Here is a 25979-nt window from a genome sequence, read left to right on the forward strand (position 1 = left end):
CGGGATTTTTCCTAAGTAATATAATTGCTAATGTATATGTTTGTAAATATAAGGTATTGATTATACAGAGGAGGAGAAAAATGAAAAGTAGGGTAAGGAGTACCATATTATTTATTATATGTGTACTTGTGATAGGTTTTCTAGGTTATTCCGGTGTCTATGGTGTCAATGCTGGAGGGTATAGACTTAAGTCTTTTGGTGAAGTTATAAACAGAGGTCTCGACCTTCAGGGTGGAGTTTCAGTTCTAGAAGAGATTCAAGGAGATAACGTAGACCAAGAAACAATTAACAAAACAATTGAACTTATATCTATGAGAGTTAATAAGATGGGAGTAAGTGAAACTGTTGTTACTAGAGAAGGCCAAAAAAGAATTAGAATAGAAATACCAGGTAAGTTTGATGCTAAAGAAATAGAAGAGGGTATTGCTAAAACTGGTGAACTAAAATTTGTTGGTCCTGATAAGAGTACTATTCTTACTGGTAAAGATGTTAAAAAAGCTAGTGCATACATAAATCCTGAAGATGCTCAGCCTACTATTAGTCTTGAGCTTAATGATCAAGGTGCAAAGAAGTTTGCAGATGCAACTCAGAAATTTATGGGTCAAACTATAAGTATTACTATGGATGATCAAGAGCTTACAAGTCCTACAGTTCAGGCCCATATAACTAATGGAAAAGCTACAATTTCAGGAAGTAAAAGTCTTGAAGAAGCGACAAGACAGGCTAACATTATTAATTCTGGTGCATTGCCTGTTACTGTTAAACCTGTAGAAACAAAAACAATAGGAGCTTCTTTAGGTGCAAATGCCCTTCCATTAAGTATACTAGCAGCTAAGGTTGGTATAGCGATAGTAATGCTATTTATGATACTTTACTATAGAATCCCAGGTATTCTTGCAAGTATAGCACTAGTATTATACATATATATAGTCCTTTTAGCTTTTGCAAGTGTAAATGTTACATTAACGCTGTCAGGAATTGCAGGTTTCCTTCTAACGGTAGGTATGGCGGTAGATGCCAGCATACTTATTTTTGAGAGAATGAAGGAAGAATTGAAAAGTGGTAAATCAGTAAGAGCTGCTATAGATGCAGGCTTCCATAGAGCTATGTCATCAGTACTTGACTCTAACATAACCACAATTATTGCTGGTGTCGTACTTTATGGTCTTGGCTCTGGTGCTGTAAAAGGATTCGCACTTACACTCATTATAGGTGTTGCCTTAAGTATGGTTACGGCTATAACAGTAACAAGACTCCTAATAAAGCTTGCTGCTGGTATGGGATGGTTTAAACACAAATGGTCTATAGGAACCTTCGGAGTACATGATTTCAGAAGGGGGGCAAAATAGTATGCTTAAAATTATAGAAAAGTCAAAAATATGGTTTGCTATTTCTGCGATTATAATAATTATAGGGCTAGGAACTATAGCCACTAAAGGCTTAGAATATGGTCTAGACTTTAAAGGTGGTACCGTAGTTCAATTAAATATTGGAAAAGATTTTGATAAAGCTGATATTGATACTATAGTTAAGAAGTATGATAAAGATGCACAAACAAACAAAGTTAATAATACATACATAGAAATAAAAAGTGCAAATTTAACTAATGATAATATAAGCAGTATTGTAAAAGAGGTTAAAGAAAAGTTTAAAGAAAGCAGTTTAACAAATCAAGAAAGCATAGGAGCTTCAATAGGTAAAGAAACAAGAACTAAGGCTATGCAGGCGATAATAATTGCATCTTTAGCTATCCTTGCTTATGTAGCTTTAAGATTTGAGTTCAAATTTGGTCTTGCAGCAATAATCTCCATTATACACGATGTGCTTATAATGCTTGCAGTTTATGCAGTATTTAGAATACCAATAGATTCAAGCTTTATTGCAGCTGTACTTACTGTTATAGGTTATTCTATAAATGACACAATAGTTGTTTTTGATAGAATTAGAGAAAATCAAAAATATATGAGAAGAGCAAGTGTTAGTGAACTTGCTAATGCAAGTTTAACTCAAACTATGGCAAGATCTATAAATACAGTTTTAACAGTTTTCATAATGCTTGTAGCAGTTTATGCTTATGTACCGTCAATAAGAAACTTCTCAGAACCTCTTTTAGTAGGTATTGTATCTGGATGTTATTCATCTATATTTATAGCAACACCAATATGGGCAATGTTAAAAAAGAATGGTTCAAAAAACAAAAAAGTATTAAATACTGCTAAATAGTATTTAACTAATAAATTATAGTTTGATAAATTAACAATTTGTTATGATAAAATAAAGAATCTAGAGTATATAAAACTCTAGATTTTTTTATTCTTAAAAATCTCTTCAGAAAGGGTTTGTAAAAAACGACAATATCAATTATAATATATATGCTTTCGATAAATTTGGAGGATTTTATTATGGAGAGACAAAAAGGAAAAATGCATGATTCTAGATTTTCAGGTATGCAGGACCCTTTCCTTTTAAAAGGAATGAAAGAAGCCTTAAGCAGAATAATAGAAGCAGTAAATGAAAGAGAAAAGATTGTAATTTATGGATACTATGATTTAGATGGGATAACAGCTGTATCTTTATTATTTCTTGTTTTAAAATATTTAAATGCAGATGTTGAGTATTTTGTTTCTGATGATATAGATGATGATTTTAGTATAAATTCAGAAATTGTTAAAAATCACATAAAATTTTTAGGTGCTAAATTGATGATAACTGTTGGTTGTGGTGTTAACTCTGTAGCGCAGACTGAGTTATGCAAAGAATTAGGGATTGATGTCATTATAACAGATTATCACAAATGTAAAGATGAATTGCCAGAGACTGTTGTTATAAATCCAAATCAAAAGGACTGTAAATACCCTTTTAAAGACTTAACGGCAGTAGGCATTGCTTTTAAGTTAGCACAAGCAGTATCTATGTATTATCAAATGAAATCTATAAGTAAATATTTAGACTTAGCTATGATTGGAACTTTATCAAGAGGTCTGAATATAACAGGTGAAAATAAGCATATAATTAACGAAGGTATTCATCATTTAAATTATACAAATAATTATGGCTTTAAGGCTTTAGTAAAGATTCATAAAATTATCAGCATAAATAAAGAAAGCATGTATAGATTGGCACATAATATTATACCTTCAGTAAAGAATAGAAGATGTGTAGATAATGCTAGAATAGCTGTAGAACTCTTTACTACTGCTAATATGGATAGAGCTGAACAAATAGCTAAATACCTCAAGAATGAAATTGGAGGTAATGAATTATGTATACTTTAAGAATATATTTTTAAAATTTAAAAATATGTCAATAATTAATATATAAGTGTAAAATGAACTGAGAAGATTTATGTAGTTTTGGTATATAAATTGAGGGGGAATAGAATTGGATTTAAAGAAAAAGATAAGAATAATAAATGATTTTCCTAAAGATGGAATAAGCTTTAAAGATGTAACTACTCTATTACAGGACAAGGATGCATTGAAATATACAATAGATAAAATGGCAGAGTATTTAAAGGATAAAAATATAGATGTAGTAGTTGGTCCAGAAGCTAGAGGTTTCTTATTTGGAGTTCCAGTAGCTTATGCTATAGGAGCTGGTTTTGTACCGGTAAGAAAGAAAGGTAAATTGCCTTATGATACTATTAGTGTAAATTATGATTTAGAGTATGGCAGTGATGAATTAGAGATACATAAGGATGCTATAAAGCCAGGTCAAAGAGTTGCTATAGTAGATGATTTACTCGCAACGGGAGGAACTATAGGATCTGTTGCTAAACTTGTAGAGCAAATTGGTGGAGAAGTTGTAACTGCGAATTTTGTAATAGAATTAAAGGAACTCAATGGTAAATCTAAATTAGAAGGTTATGATATAATGTCTTTAGTTGAATATGACCTCTAAATAGATTTCTAATAATTATCTTAAACTATAGAATATATTAGTGATTGGCCATAAAGAAATTAAAATTGCAAGTTTATATAGTATATAATATAATATTAATAAAAAATTATGGCTGGTTTCTTAACCAGCCATTGATTTTAGGGGAGTAGTAATATGCTGGAAAAGCTGATAGAAAAAATAGATAAGAATTGTAATAATGTAGATAAAGAGATGATAAAAAAAGCATATAATCTTGCCTATGAGGCACACAAGGATCAAAGAAGAGAGTCTGGTGAGCCTTATATAATGCATCCTGTAGAGGTAGCATATATATTAGCAGATATGGGCATGGATACTAGTACAATTACAGCAGGAATACTTCATGACGTAATTGAAGATACAGAATACTCTCATGAAGATATAAGCAGGGAATTCAGTTCTGAAGTAGCTGATCTTGTAGAAGGTGTAACTAAACTTGGCAAGATAAAGTATAAAACAAAAGAAGAGCAGCAAGCTGATAATGTAAGAAAAATGCTTCTTGCAATGGCAAAGGATATTAGAGTTATATTAATAAAACTTGCAGATAGACTTCATAATATGAGAACTCTAAAGTATATGTCTGTTGACAAACAGAAAGAAAAAGCTAAGGAAACCTTTGACATATATGCTCCCCTCGCACATAGACTAGGTATGTCGAAAATTAAATGGGAATTAGAAGACTTAGGCTTTAGATATATGAATCCTAATGAATATTATTTTATAGTAAGAAAAATTGCAGAAAAGAGAGTAGAGAGAGAAAAGTATATAGAAGAAATAGTAGCACAGCTTAAAGATAGTCTTGATAAAGCTAGTATTCCATCTGATATAGATGGTAGACCAAAACATTTTTATAGTATATATAGAAAAATGGTTAAGAAGAATAGGACCGTTGATCAAATATTTGACTTAACAGCAGTTAGGATACTTGTAGATACAGTGAAGGATTGTTACGCAGTATTAGGAATAGTTCATACAATATATAAACCTATACCAGGTAGATTCAAGGATTATATTGCAATGCCTAAACCAAATATGTATCAGTCTCTTCACTCTACAGTTATAGGACCACAAGGTAAGCCTTTTGAAATACAGATTAGAACTTTTGAAATGCATAAAACAGCTGAGTACGGAATAGCTGCCCACTGGAAATACAAAGAAGGTGTGGATAATGCTGAAGATATAGATAAGAAACTTACCTGGCTCAGAGATATTTTAGAATGGCAGAGGGAGACTTCAGATGCAGAAGAGTTCATGGAAGGATTTAAGATAGATTTATTTTCAGATGAGGTCTTCGTGTTTACTCCAAAGGGTACTGTAATAAACCTGCCACATGATGCAACACCTATAGATTTTGCATATAAAATACATACGGATATAGGCAATAGTTGTATAGGCGCTAAAATAAATGGTAAAATGGTTCCTTTAGATTACCCTTTAAAAACTGGAGAAATTATTGAGATACTTGCGTCAAGCACTCCAAAGGGACCGAGTATAGACTGGCTAAGCATGGTTAAAAGCAATCAGGCTAAGAGTAAAATAAGGTCCTGGTTCAAAAAAGCAAAAAGAGAGGAAAATATAGTTAAAGGTAAGGACTCTCTTGAAAAAGAAGCAAAAAAGCAGGGCTACAATTTTGGAGAAATAGCAAAGGGCGAATTGTTAGAAAGTATACTTAAAAGATATAATATGAACATCATAGAGGACTTGTATGCAGCCATAGGTGTAGGTGCAGTAGCACCATCTACTATTGTTTTAAAAATAAAAGAGATGCATGCTAAGACTGTAAAAAGTGAGGTTACTGATTGGAGAGTTATACAGGATCAATTAAACAAAGGCAATAGTAATAAAATGCAGAAAACTAAGGCTACCTCTCCAGGTATAATAGTTAAAGGTGAAACCAATGTGCTTGTTAGATTTGCAAAATGTTGTAATCCAGTTCCAGGTGATGAGATAATAGGATATATTACAAAGGGTAGAGGCGTTTCTATTCACAGAAAAGATTGCAAAAATGTAGACTTTTTACTTCAAAATGAAGATAATAAGCTTATAGAGGTAAATTGGGGAAGACCTAAGGGTGCAGAATATGTAGCAGAAATTCAAATAAAATCAGAGAATAGAGATGGAATACTTTCAGAATGCATGGAAATAATAAGTGCTGCTAAAACTTCTTTGTATGCAGTAAATGCTAAGCCACCTAGAAACGGAATAGTATTTATAAATATAAAACTAAAAATATCTGATATCGAAGTTTTAAAAGATATAATGAAAAAGATAAGGAAACTTAGAGGCGTACTTGATGTTTATAGAACTAAAAACTAGCAGCTGATAGGGTTTAAGGGGGAGAGTTTAATGCGTGTAATAGTACAAAGAGTTAGGTACTCAAAGGTAGAGGTAGATGGAAAAGTTATAGGAGAAATCGATAGAGGCTTTAATGTTTTATTAGGTATATCTAAAGAAGATACAGATGAAGATATAACTTACATGAGAGATAAAATACTAAACCTAAGAGTATTTGAAGATGAAAATGGAAAGCTTAATAAATCACTTATAGATGTAGGTGGGGAACTTTTAGTGGTTTCCCAGTTTACTTTGTATGGGGACTGTAGAAAGGGACGAAGACCGAGTTTTATAGAGGCTTTAGGTGGAGAAGATGCAGAGAAAATGTATGAAGAATTTGTTAGACAATGTAGAGAAGTATTGCCTAAAGTAGAAACAGGAAAATTTGGAGCTGATATGATGGTCACCATAGAAAACGATGGGCCTGTAACTCTTATGATAGATAGCAAGAAAACATTTTAAAATATTATTTAATTAATGGGGAGGTATTTCTATGCAAATAAAGAGAATTCCTGCAGGGGTTTATGCGACTAACTGTTACATATTAATGGATGAGGGCACAAAGGAAGCAGCAGTAATTGATCCTGGTGGAGAGGCTGATAACCTAATAAAAGCAGCAAAAGATATGGGTGCAAAAGTAAAGTATATATTACTAACCCATGGTCATGCGGATCACACAGGTGCAGCAGTTCAGTTAAAAAAGGAGTTTACTGCACCTATATACATAAATGAACAGGACTATAAACTAATTAATAATGGAGAATTTATGTATGGTGATATAGTAGAAAGTGTTGATAAATATATTAACGAAGGAGATACATTTATATTAGGTAGTATGCAAATAAAGTGTATTTTAACTCCAGGTCATACGCCTGGTGGAGTTTGCTTTATAGTAAATGACAAGGTATTTACGGGAGATACTCTCTTTGCCGGTTCTATAGGGAGAACCGATTTAGCTGGAGGAGATTTTGAAACAATAATTAAAAGTATAAAAGAGAAGCTTATGGAATTACCTGATCATATGAGAGTGCTTCCGGGACACGGCTTAGAAAGCAATATAGGAAGAGAAAAAATGTATAACCCTTTTTTATGAATTGGAAACTTGAATCAGATGGGGTTTCAAACCCCATCTGATTCTTAGTTGAACGAATCCAGGGACGTAGCCGCTCTTTACTGCCAGTTAAGCAGAGAACAAAAATCTATAATTTTGTGTGAATCGCTTACTCCTCTGACGTTAGGAAGAGGAGTTTCATATAAAGATGGCAGTATTAGAGCGGGTAGTCATCGGATAAAGATTGGGAATGGAGAATTCAGATGAAGTTGTATCTTAAATCTCAATTCTCCGTTTTTAATTTTAAAGCTAAAGATTAAGGAGGCTTAAATAAAAGAAACATAATGAAAATAAGAATTAAATTAAATAATATGCAGTATAGGTATGATATCTATCAAATAATTAACATATTTTTTAGTCTTTCTGATATTGAATTTGTAGAAGAAGACTGGAATTTCAGTATAGAACTTACTAAAGGGAAAGTAGTTATTACACACAAAGAGAATTCTAAGGAGATAGCCTTAAATAGTAAACTTCCATATAAGGATGGAGTAAAGAAGGCAGTATTTAAGTATTTTTCAGAGGAAACAGGAGAAGAAATGCCATGGGGAGCACTGATAGGTGTTAAGCCTAGCAAAATTGCTTTGTCATTAATAAATGAAGGTAGAGACAATGAATATATAGTAAATTACTTTAGAGAGCATTATAGTACTAGAAAAGATAAGGCGGAGCTTTGTATAAATGTAGCTAAGGTAGAAGAGGAACTAGTAAATACAGATGAAGAGAATATTAGTATTTATATAGGAATGCCCTTCTGTCCTACAAGATGTCTTTATTGTTCCTTTACATCTAATCCTATTGAGGGATGTAAGAGTTTAGTAGAACCATATCTAAATAGTTTGTACTATGAAATAGATAAAACTGCTGATTACATAAAAGAAAAGAATTTAAATATTCAATGTGTTTATTTTGGAGGGGGTACTCCTACAGCTGTTAATGATGAGCAATTTGAAAAAGTCATGGAGCATATTCATAATAGATTCATAGCTCAAAATAATGTTGAAGAATTTACTGTAGAATGTGGAAGACCAGACAGTATTACTTCAAGTAAACTTAACAGCATGAAAAAGTATAATGTACACAGAATAAGTATAAATCCGCAGACTATGAACGATGATACTTTGAAGTTGATTGGAAGAAGGCATAATGTTAAAGATGTAATAGATAAATATATCATGGCAAAAGAATGTGGATTCAAAAATATAAATATGGATATTATTGTAGGCCTTCCTGGAGAAGGTTTATCTCATGTGCAGAGAACTTGCGAAGAAATACTAAAGCTTAATCCGGAGAGCATAACAGTTCATGGTATGTCTATTAAAAGAGCTTCTAAGCTTCATGAGAATATAATTAATAAAGTAAGCTTTGCTACGCCAGAGCAAAGTGAATTAAATTTAATGTATGAGAAAACTGTGTTACTAGCTAAAGATTTAAACATGAAACCATACTATATGTATAGACAAAAAAATATGGTGGGAAATATGGAGAATATAGGGTATACTATAGAAGGTAAAGAAGCAGTATATAACATTCAAATGATTGAAGAAAGACAGACTATTATAGCCTGCGGGGCTGGTGCAGTTACTAAAGTGGTATTTTTAGATGAGAATAGACTCGAAAGACACTTCAATGTTAAGGATGTTAGAGAATATTTAAATAGAGTGGATGAAATGGTTCAAAAGAAATTGAATCTTTTAGATACATTGTATAAATAGAGGAGGAACTAAAAAAATGGCTATGCAGGCACCTAAAGGTACGAAAGATTTATTACCGATGGATTCATACAAATGGCATTATGTTGAAAATAAATTTAAAGAGTTAGCAGATGAGTATGGAATAAGAGAAATAAGAACTCCAATGTTTGAACATACAGAATTATTTACAAGAGGAGTAGGAGAAACTACTGACGTTGTGCAGAAGGAAATGTATACTTTTGAGGATAAGGGTGGTAGAAGTGTTACACTAAAACCAGAAGGAACAGCCCCAGCGGTAAGAGCTTTTATTGAAAGTAGTCTCTATAATGAAGCTCAACCAACAAAGCTTTACTATTTTACGCCAGCTTTTAGATATGAAAATGTTCAAAAAGGTAGATTAAGACAGTTTCATCAATTTGGAATTGAAGTTTTTGGTTCAAAAGAGGCTTCAATAGATGCAGAAGGTATAAGTCTAGCAATGAGAGCAATAAATGAATTAGGATTAAAGGACTTAAGCTTAAATATAAACAGCTTAGGATGTCCAGAATGTAGAAAAAAATATAATGATGCATTAAAACAATTCTTACAAGAAAATTATGAGGGATTATGTGGTACTTGTAAATCAAGATTTGAAAGAAACCCAATGAGAATCCTTGATTGCAAGGAGAAGAAATGCAAAGAGATAACAAAAAATGCTCCAACTATACTTGATTACATATGCGATGAGTGTAAAGATCATTTTGAAGAATTAAAAAAATACTTACAGGCAATGGATATTGAGTATACAGTTGACCCTAATATAGTAAGAGGGTTAGATTATTATACAAAGACTGTTTTTGAAATTATATATAAAGATTTAACAGTTTGCGGTGGTGGAAGATACGATAAGCTTATTGAAGAATTAGGTGGACCAGATATGCCTGCCTTTGGATTTGCAGCAGGGCTTGAAAGACTTATTATGACTTTAGATGCAGAAGGCTTAGAAATACCTAATTCAAGTTATATAGACTTATATGTAGGGGCAATGGGAGCAGATGCAAAGATAGCATCCTTAAAGTTAATAAATAATTTAAGGAAAAAGGGCGTAAAATGCGATTGCGATCACATGAATAGAAGTGTTAAAGCCTCAATGAAATACGCAAATAAAACAAATTGCAGATTTACAGTTATACTTGGAGACAACGAGTTACAATTGGGCACAGCGAAGCTTAAAAGAATGAGTGATGGAGAACAATTCGAAGTTAACCTAAAGGATTTAGATAGCATTGTAGAATTATTAAAATGAAGTGAAACTTGAATCAGATGGGGTTTGTCTTCGACTCCGGGGCGTTGCCCGTTAAATGCCATTTAGGCATTTAACCCCCACCTGATTCTTAGTTGAACGAATCCAGGGACGTAGCCGCTCTTTCCCCCCAGTTAAGCAGAGAACCAAAATCTATGATTTTGTGTGAATCGATTACTCCTCTGACGTTAGGAAGAGGAGTTTCATATAAAGGTGGCAGTATTAGAGCGGGTAGTCATCGGAAAAAAATAGAAGAATATTAAGTGATTTATTGGAGGATTAGAAAATGGGAGAAGCATTACAAGGACTTAAAAGAACCATTATGTGTGGTGAATTAAGAGAGTCCCATGTAGGTAATAAGTATACTGTTATGGGATGGGTTCAAAGAAGAAGAAACTTAGGAGGACTTGAGTTCGTTGATTTAAGAGATAGAACAGGGATACTTCAAGTTGTTTTTGGAGAAGAGATAAATAAAGAAACTTTCGAAAAGGCAGATACTGTAAGATCAGAGTACTGTATAGCTGTAACAGGAACTTTAGTTAAGAGAGAATCTCCAAATAAAGAAATTCCTACAGGTATGGTGGAATTAAAAGGAGAAGAAATTAAAATTTTATCAGAATCAGAAACACCACCTATTTACATAAAAGAAAACCTAGATGCTGGTGAAAATATTAGATTAAAATATAGATATCTTGATCTTAGAAGACCTGATATGCAAAAAATATTTATGATAAGACATAGGGCTGCTAAGATAGTTAGAGACTTCCTTGATGAGAACGGATTCCTTGAAATGGAGACACCGATACTTGGTAAGAGTACACCAGAAGGTGCTAGAGACTATCTTGTTCCAAGTAGAAACTATCCAGGAAAGTTTTATGCATTACCTCAATCACCTCAGCTTTTTAAACAGCTTTTGATGATGTCTGGATATGATAGATACTTCCAAATAGCAAAATGCTTTAGAGATGAGGATTTAAGAGCTAATAGACAGCCAGAATTTACACAAATAGATATGGAACTTTCTTTTGTGGAAGAAGATGATGTTATAGGTTTGAATGAAAGATTAGTTCAGAAGGTATTTAAGGAAGTTGCAGGAGTTGATGTTAAGCTTCCAATAGAGAGAATGCCTTATAAAATAGCTATGGAAAAGTACGGAAGCGATAAACCAGATTTAAGATTTGGTATGGAAATAAATGATTTAAGTGAAGTTGTTAAGGATGTTGATTTTAAAGTTTTCCAAGATGCTTTAGCAAACAACGGATCAGTTAGAGCTATAAAGGCTGAAAATTGTGCTGGAATGGGAAGAAAACAAATTGATAAATTAGTTGACTTTGTAAAAGGATATGGAGCTAAAGGTCTTGCATGGGTAGCTTATAAAGAAGACGGAATAAAATCTTCTATAGCTAAATTCTTAGATGAAGAACAAACTAAGGTTGTATTGGACAAAATCGAAGCTAAAGTTGGTGATCTAGTACTTATAGTAGCTGATAAGAACAGTGTTGTATTTCAAAGCTTAGGTGCATTAAGACTTCACATGGCTAAGGAATTAGGAATACTAGAAAATAATAATGAGTATAGATTTGTATGGATAACTGAATTCCCATTACTTTCATACAATGAAGAGGAAGAAAGATTCCAAGCAGAGCATCATCCATTTACATCACCTATGGATGAAGATATTCAATATCTAGAAAGTGATCCAGGAAGGGTTAGAGCTAAGGCTTATGACATAGTATTGAATGGGGAAGAATTAGGTGGAGGAAGTATAAGAATACATGATATAAAACTTCAACAAAAAATGCTTGGATTCCTAGGATTCACTGAAGAAAGTGCTTGGGAAAGCTTTGGATTCTTACTTGAAGCATTTAAATATGGAGCACCACCACATGGCGGATTAGCTTTCGGCTTTGACAGAATGGTTATGTTCCTTGCTGGTACAGAAAACATAAAGGATGTTATAACATTCCCTAAAAATCAAAATGCATTCTGTCCTTTAACAGAAGCTCCAAATGTAGTTGATGATATTCAATTAAAAGAACTTGGAATTTTAATGAAAGAAGAAGAAAAATAAAGATATTTTTGAATTATGATAAAATTCAAAAAAAATCAACATGTTAAACTTATAAATAATATAGTATAATATAAGTATAGAAATGTTAAAACAAAGTAAAAATTCCTACCATGTGCGTATAATGAGTTTATATTGATCCAACATTTTTTTTATGGGAATCGAGCTCTTTTTGTGGAATGATATTCAGGTTTAGTAACTTGAGAACATGAAGCAAAAAGGAGATACCCACCTGCGAGGAGCGGGTTCAAAAATGACTCAAAATACGGCATGGTGGGGTTTTATTTTCATGCAAAATTATACTTAATATCATAGGTAGTAAGTTATATGTCTTCTCTTAATAATTTAAATCTAAGAAGAGAAGTAGTTAAACAGAGGATGGGGGTTTGAACTATGAGTAAGGGTTATATATACATCATTTTGTCTGCCATAATATTTAGCACTATGGAGATAGCCGGAAAAGTTGTTTCAAAAGAGATTAATCCCTTTGAGTTAAATTTTTTAAGGTTTCTTATAGGTGCATTGATATTGTTGCCATTGGCTATAAAGGATTTGAGAAAAAGAAAAATTGATCTCAATAAAAATGATGTTGGATATTTTTTTATAAGTGGTTTTTTATGCATATTTGTAAGTATGTCTTTCTTTCAATTAGCCATAGTGTATACTAAGGCTTCAACTGTTGCAATAGTCTTTAGTACAAATCCAGTCTTTACAATTCCATTTGCATATTTTCTCTTAAAAGAACAGTTAAATAAAAATACAATCTTTTCTCTATTAATTAGTTTATTAGGATTAATATGTATACTAAATCCTTTTAATATTCATAGTGATATTAAGGGGATAGTACTTGCTATTTTAGCTGCAATTACCTTTTCATTCTATAGTGTTATAGGAAAAATGCGTTCTGATAGATATGGAAGCATAATTATGAATTGTTTTACTTTTCTTGCGGGGAATTTCATAATGCTATTCTTAATGCTAATATCTCATATACAGTATATAGTTAAATTAAATGAGAAAGCTGGGTTATCATTATTATCTAATATACCGATAATATATGGTATTAATCAAGGTAATATATTTACTTTGATGTATCTTGGTATTGTAGTAACTGGATTAGGTTATTTATTCTATTTTTATGCTATGGAAGAGACTTCCGCTACTACTGCTTCTATAGTGTTTTTTATAAAACCAGCATTGGCACCAATATTATCACTTATGGTATTACATGAAAGCATATCAAGTAATACTATATTAGGTATACTATTTATCCTAATAGGATCTTATATAACCTTTATAGGTAGAAGCAGTAGAAGTAATACAGGAATCACTGAAATTAAAAATATAAAAATTTAAATAAAAAAGATATCTATATGTAGACATCTAGGTTAGGAATTAACCTTATACTCAACAATACATTTACAATGTTTCATGGAGTATAAGGTTAATCATCCAAAGTTATAGCTTTTTCTTTAGTGACGATAATGATTCAATTATTTCTTCCTTAGAGAGGTTTCCATTTTCTAAGTCTTCATCATCCTTATTTAAAAGCTCTTCATAGAAGGAAATACCTTTTTCTAAAAGATTTTTATTAAAATCATTCTCCTCTAAAATTTCATAAAGTATGTTTTCGGCTTTATCATAGTTTTTAGTTTTAATATAATAATCAATCATTTTATTTTGAAGGATAACAGGAACTTTATAATTACAGATTTTTTCTATAATAATATCCATATCTGAGAAAAAACCTTGAAGATCACAGTCTTCATCCTTGTTTAAAAAGGCCTCTAAAAATAAATTTAAAGATTTTAGATATATGTAAAATGATTCATCTGAATTACCTAAATCTTCAAGTATTTCCGCATCTTCTTCTAAGAGCTTTGCCATCATTATACACTTATCTGCATTTATTGTCCCATCAGTCTTTACCATATCTATTAAATTTTCATCAGAAAATGAATTGAAAAACTTAAAACCTAGCCTAAATAAATCTTTAAGAGTATTGTCGATTACAATTAAGGCCTCTTCGTTTTTGCCTTCTTCTCTATATTCTTTTATTTTAGCAAGAGCTTCATTAAATTTTCCAACTAACTCTGCTGTAAGATTACGCTTTAACATACGTTTTACCTCCTTACAATATTGAGTTATCCTATAGATAGTCGTTCTAACACTACCATCTAATTAACTTTGACTTTATATTAAATTATTTGCAATGTTAACTAAAAAATCCTGAACGTTTGTGACTATAGAAGTTACTTCAAGACTTCCTCTATCTCTAAGCTTATTTACACCAAATTCTGAAATATCTACAGTATATATGTAAACAGGTCTAATTGTATCACCATCAACTCTAAACATTGGAGTCATGTTTCCAGTAGCAATTGTATGAAGTTGAGTGGCTAGACATATGACAGTGGTAGCTTTTTTGCAATGTACTCTCATTGCATCTTGAGCATCATAGACATTAGAAATAACTGGAGGCAGAGGACCATCATCTCTTATGGAACCAGCAAGTACAAGGGGATGTTATTTTTAATACAAGAATAAACAACTCCATCTTTAATATTTTCTTGTTCCACAAATTTTTCTAATGAACCTGCACGTCTAGCTTTATTAATAATATCTATATGATTATAATGTCCATTAAAAACAGATTGTTGTGTGTAGATATTTTGGCCAAGTGCAGTTCGTAGTATAGATCCTTCTAAATCATGAGTTGCTAATGCATTTCCTGCAAAAATAACGTCTACAAAACCAGCATCGATTAGCCCAGCCATGGCATTTTTCGAATCATGATCAAAAATTACTGCAGGACCTAATACCCACAATATATAACCATGTTCTCTTTCGTGCTTTAATAGTTCATATAAACTATCATAATCTTTTGAATAAGAGCTTTCCCTTGTTCGTCCAGTTCTAAAAACAAAAGATTGCTGTTCTTCTGACTCGTTGTATGTAAATCCACCTACATGAACATAGATACCGCTTTCAGCATTTTCATTTCTGCCTAAAATTACACTGTCACCTATGTCTAAATTTCTAAACTCCTTTACTTCTAAACTTTTATCGTTTTTTAAAACTACAACACAGTCCATACGGCTTTCAGAAGCTAGTATCCATTTACCATCTACCTTAAAGTATTCTGGATAAATAGAAGTTGCATGGTAGTTTTCAGGAGCAACACCTTTAATGGTAACTTTTTCTATAATTACATTTGGTGCTGCAACAAATTGATCTTTTGTGAAATCTGGTGAATGATATTTTGGTAATCTAAAATTCATAAAAAAACCTCCAAAGTAAAAATAAGGAATTTAATAATACTGCGAAATATTAAATATATTATATCAAATAAATGAAATAAGTACTAATTTATGTTTTAATTGTACTTTTAAATATGAATTAAATGGAGTATGTCTTTTAAGAAAAAGATTTATATAAGATACATTTATTTAAGTTCATAAATTTTTAAAAGGACTCATTTTGTATAAGCATAAAAATTTCAGGTCGGGAAAAGCTAGTACTAGAAAGGAGCGATAATTATGGCAAATAAAATGCAGTATACAAATAATAATAAAAAAGCTGATGGCAGATTTAGAAAAAAACACATAAATCATGATCCTCAAGATGAAAGTTCTAGGGCTAAATTCGGTACTATGTCAGAGAAACATTTAGATTAATAAATATTAAATAGATATCTTATTATTTATTTTTGTTAAAGGTTTTAATATTAATATAGATTAAACAGAATAAAAACATGAAAAGGAGAATTTTTATGGATACTAAACTTTCACCAGAAAATAAAGCTGCAAATCCTAAAAAATGGTCCGATGATCCCAATAGTGCTAAATATCACTCCAGAAGTGCTAGTTACAAGGCACAGCATAAAAATGGTAAGAATTCTAAAGAAAATTGGAGCTAGTATTAAAGTAAGTTTTAAAAATAAAACAAAAATGTAAGAATAAGAGGTGACTATTATATGGGAAAATTTGCAAACAAAGGTCATCATGAAAAAGCTATGGAAGAAACTAAAGATTTAATAGATAGAGGTGCAGGTGCGTCTGAAATAAGAGAAAGAACAGGTCTTAGTAATCACGAAATAGAGAAAGCAAGAGAAAAAATGGAGGGAAATAGATAGGAGGTTTATTTATGAGTGAAGAGTTAGAAGGTGCAAAGAAAAAAGCAAGAGAAATGCTTCTAGATGGAGAAACTCTACAAAGAATAAAAGATGAAACTAGACTAAGACAAAAAGATATTAGAAGAATACAAAAGGATATTACAAATCATTTTTAGTATATATTTTATCCGATGACTACCCGCTCTAATACTTCCATTTTCTCCAAAGTGTACGTTGCGAGCGGTTACGTCCCTGGATTCGTTCAACTAAGAATCAGGTGGGATTGAAACCTCATCTGATTCAAGTTTACACTTCATCAAATAAAATACAGAAGAGAGGTTTAACAAATGGGCGTAAAAGGAAAGTTTACCAATAGGCAGGTTTCAGCTATGGGAATTGATAAAATGGATAATGGAAAAAATCTATATAAGCAAGGACAAAAAGACAAACAAAGGAAAAATGATAATGTAAGACCAGATTAGATATTTTTAAGTATAAGAAAAGGAAACCTGCTTAATTAGGTTTCCTTTTCAGCGAAAAAAGTAAAATAAATGTCACCAAATTTATAGGAGTTATTACATTACCAAGTTACTATTAAGTTTAACCAAGTAATATATTTTTATACATATTAGTTTATTTAAGGTGAGGCCTATATGAGAATAAAACAATCTACAAAGGAAAAAATAATTTTGAAAGGAAGTGATTTTGTGAAAAGACAAATGATAGGTAAAGAAGTAACTGAACGTGAACTTGAAGAGTTAAAGAATATAAATGAGGTAAATAGGTTTCCAGATAGAAGAAGAGAAGAGAAAAATGTTCTCACTATGCAGACAGGTCTAAATAGTGATGGAACAATAAGAGAAGAGGAAATTCCAGCGCATATGTATGAATTAAATGGTGTAAAAGATAAATGAAGTAAAACATAAATCAGATAGGCGTATTATAAAAGGCATTGATAAATAAAAATTAAAAGTCCCCTTATATTAAAAAAATAGAAGAGGACTTTTAACTACTCAGATTTTTCAGTTTTACCACTTCTAATTAGGTAAAGATGTTGAAAGTACTCAGCTAATGCTAAAAGTGTTGAGGCTAAGGCAGCACCCATTAGAGTAACTCTCGAACCGGGCAGTATAAATTGACTAAAATAAATTATAACAAAAGCAAGTAAAAAATCTGCGGCAGTGCTTATTAACAGAGTACCTAGTTTAAGTAAAGATAATTCCATTAGATTACCGGCTACAGCAAGAATAACAGCAATAAAAATTGGTTGATAAATATAGGAATAGTAAATGTCTCTAAACAAATAATCTGAAACTATTAGTATAAATGGATAAGTAATAACTTTCATTATTATACCTGTCATAGTATTAAACCCCCTTTCTTCTTAGTACTATGATTACCAATTGTTGCAGTATTATACATTTTATTAGTATTGAATAACTGTAATATAATTCATGTAATATTTTAAGCCATATCTGGAAAACTAAAGTTAGATGTGTTTATTTTCTCAGGATATTAATGAATTTATAGAGAAAAATAAAATAAATAGGAGGAATATTTTATGCCTAATGATAATCAAAATAACAATAATGGAAACAACAATAGCGTAAATAATAAGAGTGATAATAATCAAAGTAATAATACTGAAAATAGTAATGCATGCAATAACAACAGTAATAATCAAAATAACAATAATAATAGTAACCCAGGATTAACTAATCATGAATTATTAGAACTGCATGAATTGTTTAGTAGCGAAATCATAGGAGTAAAGAAAGATCAAACTAATATTTCAATGGTTCAGAATGAAGAATTAAAGAACTTTGTTCAAGAATCCTTAAATACTAGGAAGAATACAATACAGCAAATGCAAAATTTTATAAATCAACATGTTAAATAAGGGAGGCAAATGATATGTCGTGGCTAGATAATATACTTGGTGAGGGTAGTGACAATAGCAATAATAATAGTAATGGTAATGAAGGTAGCAATAATAGCCTTAACGATAAGGATATAGCGCTAGATATGCTAGTAGGATCAAAGTTTAGAATAGAAGCTTTGGCTAAAACTATTACTGAAACTACAAATCCACAATTAAGACAAATGCTAAGTGGTCAATTAAATATGAATATTAATGAACATTTTAGATTATCAGATATTGCAATAAATAATCAATGGTATAATGTCCAGGCAACACCTCAGCAGCAAGTTCAACAGGACGTAAAGGATGCAGAAAGTTTATCCCAATCTCAGCAAGGAAGTTAAATGCATTTAAACATATATATAAATAGAATTATAAATAAAACATAGTTCCTAGTGTTTTACAAGCCAGACAGCTAATGCTATCTGGCTATATTAACGTAATTATCCATAATATCCTAGTGTTGGACTAATTATATCGCAAAACTATATTTAAGGTAATAGGATAAGGAATTCCATATATTGCAATCCTATTAAATCTAAAAGTTAACTGCTAGTACATAAAGTTAGCAAAAAAACCAAAGAACATGTTTTTATGCACTTTAATTTCAAAAATATTTAAAATTTGATAAAAAATGGTTGAAAAATCCCGTTGAATGGTGTATAATATAATTATAATTAGTAAATAATAATAAGTTTATACTAATTAATACTGTAGAATATTTATTAAGTATGGGGGTGCTTATAGTGAAAAAACAGTTAAAGAAAAACGTAAAAAAAATAGAGCGGATAAGAGACTATATGCATGACTTGATTAGGAAAAAAGGCAGCCTAACTGATCCAGAAGTAGTGCTGGTAAGTCAAAGGTTAGATTGGGAATTAAATAAGTATAGTAAATTATTTGACTAGGATTTACCACAAAAAATTATTATGAGACAAATTTAGAGTTAGTTATGCACTTATCTTAAAAAGAAATGTGTTAATGTAAATGAGATTTTAGATATCTCAATCTCCTTGCTAAGGCTTGGGGATTTTTTTATTTTTATAGGATAAACTACATAATGAAGTATTATAAAAAGGAGAGATATATAATGAATATAGAAAGAGCAACTGAAATTATTGAGTCACTAGGTGTGATAGAAGTCAGTTATAAAGGAGATCCTGTTTGGTTAGAAAACATCAACAAGCAAAGCAATACAGTTAGAGTTAAAAATATGAAGACTGATGAGGAGCTAAATGTAGGTATAAGAGATTTAGAAGAAGTGTAGTATAAAATTGATGCCGTATTGATTGAAGTTCCAGTTTAAAGCTAAGTAAAAGAATAAAAGGGAGTTGTCCCCGATGGGTTTATATACGGCATATTGTATTAAGTATTTTGAAGTAAAAACTATATGTTGTTAAATCTATTAATTTGGGGACATCTCCTTTTGTAGTGTCTGAGGTGGAAATTAAAATCTAAAACGTTGGCTACTTTGTATGGAGCAGTTAAGGAAAATCGGTTATAATGTTATAAATTAGAAATATAAAGGAGATTTTCATCATGCAAAACATAATATTTGATGTTGACGGTACATTATGGGATACAACAGAGGTTGTAGCAAAAGCTTGGAATAGGGCAATATCAGAGGTTGGTGGAACAGCAACAAACATAACATCTTCTGTGCTAAAAAAAGAGTTTGGAAAGACTATGGATGTAATCGCAAATAATTTGTTTTCTGATGCTAGTGAGAGAACAAGAAAGTTATTATTAGAACAATGTTGTAAATATGAGCATAGTGCCTTATTAGAAAATACGGATAATCTGTTATTTCCTGATGTAAAAGAAACCATTATGAAACTTTCAGAAAAGTGCCGTTTGTTCATTGTGAGTAATTGTCAATCTGGCTATATTGAATTATTCATGAAAAAAGCAGGAATAGAAAAGTATATTACAGACTATGAGTGTTTTGGAGATACTGGTAAAGTTAAGGGAGAAAATATCAAACTTATTATAGAAAGAAACAATTTAGATGATGTAGTATATGTTGGAGATACTCAGGGGGATTATGAGGCAACGGTATTTGCCGGAATTCCTTTTGTGTTTGCAAAGTATGGCTTTGGTAATGTTGAAGATTGTTACTTGGATATCAGTGGTATAAAAGAACTGTTGAATTTGTATTAGGAGGAGAAACTATGCAGATAGATTTAGAGCCTTTTTTAGGTAATTGTAGTTGTGGACGTACCCATGCTATTTCTGTGCAAGGTATCTATATTGAACCTAAAGCCAGCAGATACCTAAGCGAACTTTTAGAGCTATATAAATTTCCAGTTTTTATTTGTGATTCAAATATTAAAAAAGTAACAGAAGAAATTCTTGGTGAATATTTTCAGTAAGGCACCTTATAGACTGACTGCATCCGGAATATCAGATTTAATGGACAAGTATACAGCCTTAGTAGATTGGAAAATATCACATATCATTACTGGTGAATATTTCTGTCCCACAATCCATAAGTTGGAGATGGAAGCTGTTACGGAAGTAGAGAGCATATTGGATAATATAAAGTCAGGGAATGAAGAATGCATGGAGAAGCTGATGTATGCATTACTTCTTTCAGGATTGGCAATGCAGATGATCGGAAATTCTAGACTTGCATTCGGTGCGGAACATCATATCTCTCATCTGTGGGAAATGACTGTAATCAATGAGCATATTGATGCATTACATGGTGAAAAGGTTTCAGTAGGTTTGATTATGTATTTGGATAAATATGAAAAAATACTACAGACTATTGAAAGCGATAAGTGTAAAGTAATTGATAATGCTGAATTTGAAACAGCTCTTCTTAAAGATACCTTTGGGAGAAAAGGGTTATATGAAGGCATACTAGCGGAAAATGGGGAGAGTTTATGAAATGGCACTAACTTTAAGTCCATATGTTCGCAGGAGTGACACTGGGGTCATCCACACTTTTCAAAGTGGCCTATATCAATGAATTAGGCTAGTTATTATTCTTAATATATTCTAATATAATTTATTTAGGTTAAAGAAAAAGGCTTATACAGCATAATCTTTTACTATTTCAATATTATTTTTCTTAGCATAACCATGACTAAATCTTATTTGTGCTACTATGCATTCTTCTCTCTGCATAGTAGAGCTAAATCTATTATACGTAACCCCTTTTAACATACAGGTTCCTCCTAATCAAAAAATAATAAAAACACAATACACAAGTGTATGGGTTTCGTGGAATCTGCATCTCAAAAGTGAAAACAACTTTTCTAAAAAAAGATAAGCTCTATGGTCGCAAATTTAAAACCAGAGCTGAAGCTAGAACTGCAGTGGTCGAGTATATAGAATTATTTTATAATTCTATAAGACTGCATTCAACATTACAATATAAATCTCCTAAAGAATACAAAAGAGATTACTACCTAAAATTAAAGACTGCCTGCTAATTTTTTAGTAGCATCTTTTAGGTAGGGCTCTTACATAAATTTACTTGCTAATATTTGAATTGTTTTTAAAATTATACATTGAAAAATGTGTAATATGGAATGCTGAAAAATTCAAAGAAAATCGTACATCCTATATGTCTATTTTACTCAGAACACTCCAAGCTTTATATGGTAAAGAAGCTATAGAGGGAACTATAGTGCGTGAATATGGTTTAGGTAATGAGATTTTAAATATTGATTTTAATAATGGAACAAAACATACAGCAATAGGTCGTAGAGCAATACTTGCAATTTTAGGATAGGAGATGAATATTTATGGCTCAATTTAGATATGTTTATACAAATTTTTTGGAAGATCCAAAGGTAAGTGAAATTTTACACCAGAGGATAAGCTTTTCTTCCTATACCTATTAACTAATCCTCATACAACTCAGTGTGGGATATACAGAATAACTAAGAAGCTTATAGCCTTTGAGATGGGGTATTTTATGGAATCTATAAATAGCTTAATATTTAGATTTCAAGAACATCATAATCTTATTAAGTAAAATGAAGAGACTAGAGAAATAGCAATTAAGAATTGGGGCAAGTTTAACCTTAAAAATGGTGGTACTCCAATAGTAGATTGTGTGAAGAAAGATTTTAAAGAAATAGAGGACAAGTCATTGCTGCTTTATGTTTTAAACAGCATTAAGAATGATACTATAAAACAGGTTTTTATTGATGAATTAGCTAAGTATGGACTAATAGATGAACCTGATAAAGTAGAAGGTAGTCCGGCTAGTGGTAGTGACGTTGACGAGCCGTTAGACGATACGGTTAATGATACCCTTCACGGCACGTCAACGACAGGCGGACAAAAAGAAAACAAAAAAGAAAAAGAAAATAAAAATAATAAAGATAATATACATAAGAGTTATCAAAATAGAGACAATATTGTGAATAATGTGGATAATGTGGATGAGTTTAAGGAAAATTGTGGATTAGGTATATCAGATGAAACATCTGATACTCGCATTCCTGTTCCTTATGAAGATATAGTGAAAGCCTATAATACCATTTGCATATCTATGCCTAAAATAATTAAAACAACTGCAGATAGAAAAAGAGCTATAAAAGCTAGATGGAATGAGTGTAAGGACATGAATATTTTTATAGAGCTATTTACGAAGGCGGAAAAAAGTGATTTTCTTTCTGGAAGAGATGGGAAATGGAGTGGTTGTGCATTTGATTGGCTGCTAAATAGTAAAAATATATTAAAAGTGCTGGAAGGTAATTATGACAATAAGCAAAATAGTCAAAAGCAGAATACTAGAAAGGTAAGCACATTTAATAATTTTAAACATAGAGAATATGACTATGATGACTTGAAGAAAAAGCTTTTAGGGTGGAATTAGAAGTATTAGAGAAAGAAAATTTACAGTTTGATTAATGGTGGAGGATAACATGTTTATGAAAATTAAAGATTTAAAAAGGCTTATTGAAGGATTTAATGATGAGGATGAGGTTGCAGTGGAAGTTGGTGAAGAGTTGTATGAGTGTTACGCTTATGATAATGCGTATTGTAGAAATGAATTAAGGGTTCCAACGCTGGTAATTGGTAAGGAATAGTACGGAAAATGAATAAAAGATGAGATAACTATTGAATCTGATTAATGCTCTTTGATAACTGAACAGTACGGTGTTTAATTATGGTATTATTTTTAATACGTAGAATAATTGTAATATAATATAAAGTTATGATATAATTTACATATATTACAAATTATTTAAAACACAAATATAGGGGTATTCTTGTATAATTTAGAAGGAGAGTAAAAATGAGTGAAGAACAAAATAAACTAGAAAAAATTAAGTGTGGAATTATAATGCCCATATCAGCTATAGATGGATGTTCAGAAGAACATTGGTCAGAGGTACAAGGTATTTTAATTGAGGCAGCTGCTAGTGTTAAAAATTATGACTTCACCACAATGATGGTAAGTGAAGCTGAGGATATTGGAATAATCAAAAAACGAATAGTTCAAAATGTATACAACTCTGATATTGTAATTTGTGATGTAAGCGGCAAAAATCCTAACGTAATGTTTGAACTAGGAATGAGATTAGCCTTTGATAAACCCACGATTATTGTAAAGGATGATAAGACCAATTATTCTTTTGATACGGGAATAATTGAATATTTGGAATATCCAAGAGATTTGCGATTTACAAAAATAGTTGATTTTAAGAAAAGATTAAATAGTAAACTTGTTGCTACATTGGAAGAATCCAGAGCTAATCCAGAACACGCTACATTCTTAAAAAGTTTTGGACAATTCAAAGTATCTGCATTAAGTGAGCATGAAGTGACTCCTGATAAGGCTATTTTAGAGAGTATTGAGGATTTAAGAAATGAATTATTCCAAATAACAAAGTACACTATGAGAAAAATGCCTCAAAAAAATCATTTTCCACAAGAAGCAATAATGAAAACAAAAAAAGTGATTGATGACTCTTATAAGGAATTAGCTGTAACTACTTTAGATGAACTCGTAACTCAAATAGACCTATATGAAAGAATATTGGACAAAATCAACGCGCGAAGATACTTTCCTACAGAAGAAGAGTTCAAGGATTTTTATGATTATATGCTATCTATTTATAATAAAAAAACAGTAGATAAGCTTAGTGGTACTATAATTTAAGTGTGAATAACTTAATAACGAATTATAAAAATGCCGTATTATTCAAGATGATTTTACGGTATTTTTTCGTCGCATTTCAAATATTAAGACTGAGGAGATTACAGATGGATAAGTTAAGATTAAATAAAGAATTAAAAAATAAAATATCTAGGATGGTAGATAATCTTCATGAAGGGAAAGAGATTACATTAAAAGTAACACCAAAAGGATTAAAAGTTGCAGCAGTAGACATAAAAATAATTAAATAATATACCTACAACTAAATGGAGTTGTAGAAGAGCTAACGGAGCTATAGGACTACAAAGGTAGTTTTATAGCTTTTTTATTTTTAGGAGGTATAGGAAAATGGAGAATACTAAGGTAAGTGTAAGTAAAAAAGAGATGTTAAAATCAAGAATAAAACATATGGAAACTAAAATGAAACAAATAGACAGAGCTCTAGAAATCTTGCCAGATATAGAGCAAAAGGTAATAGACAACTTTTATATAAAGGACAAATGCTATTTTCAGTTTTGTAGTGAATTAAGCGTAAGTGAAAGAACTTGTCAGCGTATTAAACGTAGAGCCTTAAATAAAATAATAATAAGTGTATATGGAATATAAGCTATAAATAGCTAACTATAGTAATTTTAGTATGAAATTTGTTGAATTAATGTAAAAATAAAGGGATTTTTAGGACATTAACGAATATGTTATATAAAGGGGGTGAAAAAATGAGTGAAGTAAGTTTAAATGTAAATATTAATAATTCAACATCAACTCAATCATATTTTGATGGAGGACTTTTGCAATTAATAGGATATACCATATTAGGAATTATAATAACAGTATGTACATTAGGAAGCTGCTTTCCATGGGCAGTATGTATGAAAATTAATTGGAAAATAAAGCATACAGTAATTGAAGGAAGAAGATTGAGATTTGAGGGCACTGCCATAGGGTTATTTGGACTATGGATAAAGTGGTGGATACTATGTATAATAACCCTTGGAATTTATTCCTTTTGGGTTGGAATATCATTAGAAAAGTGGATAACAAAACATACACATTTTGTATAAAATTTACTGGCGAACTGATGTCTATATTATGGCTGCTCAATATTTATAATTCAGTAATATAATGATATTGTGGAAATAAATAAAATACGGATGTGCACCAGTGGGGACTATATACTGGTGGAAACGAAGAGCACTTGGATAAATCCAGGTGCTTATTTTGATTTATATAGAAAAGGTGGATGTTGTGAAAATAAAAGATATTGTCAAGGAAAAACAACCTCAGGAATTTAAAGTATTAAACACTAAAAGCAATTCAAACAATTATGAATCTGAGTCCAACAGTATTAAAAGACTTATGGAAGAAGGTCATGTATATAGAAAAGTTCGAGGGAGGGTTAAGCAGGTGAGGTGA

35 protein-coding genes, 1 other RNA gene and 2 pseudogenes are annotated in these 25979 nt (G+C 31.1%); 34 read left to right on the forward strand and 4 right to left on the reverse strand.

Annotation, left to right across the window (positions count from 1 at the left end; all coding sequences use genetic code 11):
• Positions 1 to 80 precede the first annotated feature (80 nt).
• The 12 genes from secD (at position 81) to CLMAG_RS04055 (ending at position 13763) form a co-directional block, all read left to right on the forward strand.
• Complete coding sequence (gene secD, locus CLMAG_RS04000) at positions 81 to 1349, forward strand: protein translocase subunit SecD (RefSeq protein ID WP_066618202.1); 1269 nt, start codon at positions 81 to 83, stop codon at positions 1347 to 1349.
• Between the two features lies 1 nt (position 1350).
• Positions 1351 to 2223, forward strand: a complete 873-nt coding sequence (gene secF / locus CLMAG_RS04005) for a protein translocase subunit SecF (protein WP_066618203.1) — start codon at positions 1351 to 1353, stop codon at positions 2221 to 2223.
• Positions 2224 to 2402: 179 nt separating this feature from the next.
• A complete protein-coding gene (locus tag CLMAG_RS04010; protein ID WP_066618205.1) occupies positions 2403 to 3275 on the forward strand; it encodes a DHH family phosphoesterase in 873 nt (290 codons plus the stop codon).
• A gap of 106 nt (positions 3276 to 3381) precedes the next feature.
• Complete coding sequence (locus CLMAG_RS04015; RefSeq protein WP_066618207.1) at positions 3382 to 3900, forward strand: adenine phosphoribosyltransferase; 519 nt, start codon at positions 3382 to 3384, stop codon at positions 3898 to 3900.
• Between the two features lie 153 nt (positions 3901 to 4053).
• The gene (locus tag CLMAG_RS04020) at positions 4054 to 6234 is read left to right on the forward strand and encodes a RelA/SpoT family protein (protein ID WP_066618209.1); all 2181 of its coding nucleotides are present in this window, start codon (positions 4054 to 4056) and stop codon (positions 6232 to 6234) included.
• Positions 6235 to 6264: 30 nt separating this feature from the next.
• Positions 6265 to 6714 (forward strand): D-aminoacyl-tRNA deacylase, encoded by a 450-nt coding sequence (gene dtd, locus CLMAG_RS04025; protein WP_066618211.1) that lies wholly within the window; start codon positions 6265 to 6267, stop codon positions 6712 to 6714.
• Between the two features lie 31 nt (positions 6715 to 6745).
• A complete protein-coding gene (locus CLMAG_RS04030) occupies positions 6746 to 7345 on the forward strand; it encodes an MBL fold metallo-hydrolase (RefSeq protein ID WP_066618213.1) in 600 nt (199 codons plus the stop codon).
• A gap of 302 nt (positions 7346 to 7647) precedes the next feature.
• Entirely contained in the window at positions 7648 to 9078 is a 1431-nt protein-coding gene (locus CLMAG_RS04035; protein ID WP_066618215.1) for a coproporphyrinogen III oxidase, read from the forward strand.
• A 16-nt stretch (positions 9079 to 9094) separates the two neighbouring features.
• Entirely contained in the window at positions 9095 to 10342 is a 1248-nt protein-coding gene (gene hisS, locus CLMAG_RS04040) for a histidine--tRNA ligase (protein ID WP_066618218.1), read from the forward strand.
• Between the two features lie 283 nt (positions 10343 to 10625).
• On the forward strand, positions 10626 to 12410 hold the full coding sequence (gene aspS / locus CLMAG_RS04045) for an aspartate--tRNA ligase (protein ID WP_066618222.1): 1785 nt from the start codon (positions 10626 to 10628) through the stop codon (positions 12408 to 12410).
• Between the two features lie 99 nt (positions 12411 to 12509).
• Positions 12510 to 12691: non-coding RNA, 6S RNA (gene ssrS, locus CLMAG_RS04050), on the forward strand.
• A gap of 109 nt (positions 12692 to 12800) precedes the next feature.
• On the forward strand, positions 12801 to 13763 hold the full coding sequence (locus CLMAG_RS04055; protein WP_066618226.1) for a DMT family transporter: 963 nt from the start codon (positions 12801 to 12803) through the stop codon (positions 13761 to 13763).
• Between the two features lie 102 nt (positions 13764 to 13865).
• Here the strand turns inward: CLMAG_RS04055 and CLMAG_RS04060 are convergent, their stop codons facing one another.
• Entirely contained in the window at positions 13866 to 14525 is a 660-nt protein-coding gene (locus CLMAG_RS04060; RefSeq protein WP_066618227.1) for a DUF6483 family protein, read from the reverse strand.
• Between the two features lie 75 nt (positions 14526 to 14600).
• Positions 14601 to 15688, reverse strand: a pseudogene (locus CLMAG_RS33165) (putative NPN-dependent ornithine cyclodeaminase).
• Between the two features lie 258 nt (positions 15689 to 15946).
• Here CLMAG_RS33165 and CLMAG_RS32915 point away from each other — a divergent pair.
• The 6 genes from CLMAG_RS32915 to CLMAG_RS04070 all read left to right on the forward strand — a co-directional run bounded on the left by CLMAG_RS32915 (position 15947) and on the right by CLMAG_RS04070 (position 17435).
• Positions 15947 to 16084: a CPC_1213 family protein gene (locus tag CLMAG_RS32915; protein WP_169809787.1), complete on the forward strand. Its 138-nt coding sequence runs from the start codon at positions 15947 to 15949 to the stop codon at positions 16082 to 16084.
• A gap of 95 nt (positions 16085 to 16179) precedes the next feature.
• Positions 16180 to 16326 (forward strand): hypothetical protein, encoded by a 147-nt coding sequence (locus CLMAG_RS32920; RefSeq protein ID WP_169809788.1) that lies wholly within the window; start codon positions 16180 to 16182, stop codon positions 16324 to 16326.
• A gap of 57 nt (positions 16327 to 16383) precedes the next feature.
• Positions 16384 to 16542 (forward strand): hypothetical protein, encoded by a 159-nt coding sequence (locus tag CLMAG_RS32925; RefSeq protein WP_169809789.1) that lies wholly within the window; start codon positions 16384 to 16386, stop codon positions 16540 to 16542.
• Between the two features lie 11 nt (positions 16543 to 16553).
• Positions 16554 to 16697: a hypothetical protein gene (locus tag CLMAG_RS32930; protein WP_169809790.1), complete on the forward strand. Its 144-nt coding sequence runs from the start codon at positions 16554 to 16556 to the stop codon at positions 16695 to 16697.
• A 171-nt stretch (positions 16698 to 16868) separates the two neighbouring features.
• Positions 16869 to 17003, forward strand: a complete 135-nt coding sequence (locus CLMAG_RS34155) for a hypothetical protein (protein WP_278329753.1) — start codon at positions 16869 to 16871, stop codon at positions 17001 to 17003.
• A 171-nt stretch (positions 17004 to 17174) separates the two neighbouring features.
• A complete protein-coding gene (locus tag CLMAG_RS04070) occupies positions 17175 to 17435 on the forward strand; it encodes a hypothetical protein (protein ID WP_066618229.1) in 261 nt (86 codons plus the stop codon).
• Between the two features lie 95 nt (positions 17436 to 17530).
• On the opposite strand, the gene CLMAG_RS04075 is transcribed toward CLMAG_RS04070, so the two are convergent.
• On the reverse strand, positions 17531 to 17884 hold the full coding sequence (locus CLMAG_RS04075) for a DUF2512 family protein (RefSeq protein ID WP_066618230.1): 354 nt from the start codon (positions 17882 to 17884) through the stop codon (positions 17531 to 17533).
• A 198-nt stretch (positions 17885 to 18082) separates the two neighbouring features.
• Here CLMAG_RS04075 and CLMAG_RS04080 point away from each other — a divergent pair, with 198 nt between their 5' ends.
• The 7 genes from CLMAG_RS04080 (at position 18083) to CLMAG_RS04105 (ending at position 21334) form a co-directional block, all read left to right on the forward strand.
• Complete coding sequence (locus tag CLMAG_RS04080; protein WP_066618231.1) at positions 18083 to 18421, forward strand: hypothetical protein; 339 nt, start codon at positions 18083 to 18085, stop codon at positions 18419 to 18421.
• Between the two features lie 14 nt (positions 18422 to 18435).
• Positions 18436 to 18786: a spore coat protein gene (locus CLMAG_RS04085; RefSeq protein WP_073393169.1), complete on the forward strand. Its 351-nt coding sequence runs from the start codon at positions 18436 to 18438 to the stop codon at positions 18784 to 18786.
• Between the two features lie 402 nt (positions 18787 to 19188).
• The gene (locus tag CLMAG_RS30550; protein ID WP_242872923.1) at positions 19189 to 19350 is read left to right on the forward strand and encodes an aspartyl-phosphate phosphatase Spo0E family protein; all 162 of its coding nucleotides are present in this window, start codon (positions 19189 to 19191) and stop codon (positions 19348 to 19350) included.
• A 182-nt stretch (positions 19351 to 19532) separates the two neighbouring features.
• Positions 19533 to 19709: an H-type small acid-soluble spore protein gene (locus CLMAG_RS04090; RefSeq protein ID WP_066618232.1), complete on the forward strand. Its 177-nt coding sequence runs from the start codon at positions 19533 to 19535 to the stop codon at positions 19707 to 19709.
• A gap of 272 nt (positions 19710 to 19981) precedes the next feature.
• Positions 19982 to 20602, forward strand: coding sequence for an HAD family hydrolase (locus CLMAG_RS04095; protein WP_066618238.1), 621 nt, complete (start codon positions 19982 to 19984; stop codon positions 20600 to 20602).
• Positions 20603 to 20613: 11 nt separating this feature from the next.
• Positions 20614 to 20814 (forward strand): hypothetical protein, encoded by a 201-nt coding sequence (locus CLMAG_RS04100; RefSeq protein WP_066618240.1) that lies wholly within the window; start codon positions 20614 to 20616, stop codon positions 20812 to 20814.
• Positions 20798 to 21334 carry a dehydroquinate synthase/iron-containing alcohol dehydrogenase family protein gene (locus CLMAG_RS04105; protein ID WP_066618249.1) on the forward strand — a complete coding sequence of 179 codons (537 nt, stop codon included), beginning with the start codon at positions 20798 to 20800 and terminating at the stop codon, positions 21332 to 21334. The genes CLMAG_RS04100 and CLMAG_RS04105 overlap by 17 nt, the downstream gene beginning before the upstream one ends.
• Positions 21335 to 21478: 144 nt before the next feature.
• Here the strand turns inward: CLMAG_RS04105 and CLMAG_RS34160 are convergent, their stop codons facing one another.
• Positions 21479 to 21613, reverse strand: coding sequence for a recombinase family protein (locus CLMAG_RS34160; RefSeq protein WP_278329754.1), 135 nt, complete (start codon positions 21611 to 21613; stop codon positions 21479 to 21481).
• Positions 21614 to 21705: 92 nt separating this feature from the next.
• Here CLMAG_RS34160 and CLMAG_RS34870 point away from each other — a divergent pair.
• From CLMAG_RS34870 to CLMAG_RS32250, 9 genes and pseudogenes are all read left to right on the forward strand, one after another.
• Positions 21706 to 21882 (forward strand): annotated as a pseudogene (locus CLMAG_RS34870) (IS3 family transposase); the annotation flags it as partial.
• Positions 21883 to 21941: 59 nt separating this feature from the next.
• Positions 21942 to 22184: a hypothetical protein gene (locus CLMAG_RS04110; protein ID WP_073393165.1), complete on the forward strand. Its 243-nt coding sequence runs from the start codon at positions 21942 to 21944 to the stop codon at positions 22182 to 22184.
• A 327-nt stretch (positions 22185 to 22511) separates the two neighbouring features.
• Positions 22512 to 23279: a hypothetical protein gene (locus CLMAG_RS04115; protein ID WP_066618256.1), complete on the forward strand. Its 768-nt coding sequence runs from the start codon at positions 22512 to 22514 to the stop codon at positions 23277 to 23279.
• Between the two features lie 49 nt (positions 23280 to 23328).
• Entirely contained in the window at positions 23329 to 23493 is a 165-nt protein-coding gene (locus CLMAG_RS32240; protein ID WP_161486925.1) for a hypothetical protein, read from the forward strand.
• Positions 23494 to 23702: 209 nt separating this feature from the next.
• Complete coding sequence (locus CLMAG_RS04120) at positions 23703 to 24569, forward strand: hypothetical protein (protein WP_066618259.1); 867 nt, start codon at positions 23703 to 23705, stop codon at positions 24567 to 24569.
• 104 nt (positions 24570 to 24673) lie between these two features.
• Positions 24674 to 24817, forward strand: coding sequence for a hypothetical protein (locus tag CLMAG_RS32245; protein WP_161486926.1), 144 nt, complete (start codon positions 24674 to 24676; stop codon positions 24815 to 24817).
• 97 nt (positions 24818 to 24914) lie between these two features.
• A complete protein-coding gene (locus tag CLMAG_RS04125) occupies positions 24915 to 25172 on the forward strand; it encodes a sigma-70 RNA polymerase sigma factor region 4 domain-containing protein (RefSeq protein ID WP_066618262.1) in 258 nt (85 codons plus the stop codon).
• Positions 25173 to 25282: 110 nt separating this feature from the next.
• Positions 25283 to 25627, forward strand: a complete 345-nt coding sequence (locus tag CLMAG_RS04130; RefSeq protein WP_066618264.1) for a DUF898 family protein — start codon at positions 25283 to 25285, stop codon at positions 25625 to 25627.
• Between the two features lie 184 nt (positions 25628 to 25811).
• Positions 25812 to 25979, forward strand: a complete 168-nt coding sequence (locus CLMAG_RS32250) for a hypothetical protein (protein WP_161486927.1) — start codon at positions 25812 to 25814, stop codon at positions 25977 to 25979.

Origin of the sequence: Clostridium magnum DSM 2767, from assembly GCF_001623875.1 — a bacterium.
Classification (GTDB): Bacteria; Bacillota; Clostridia; order Clostridiales; family Clostridiaceae; genus Clostridium_AM; species Clostridium_AM magnum.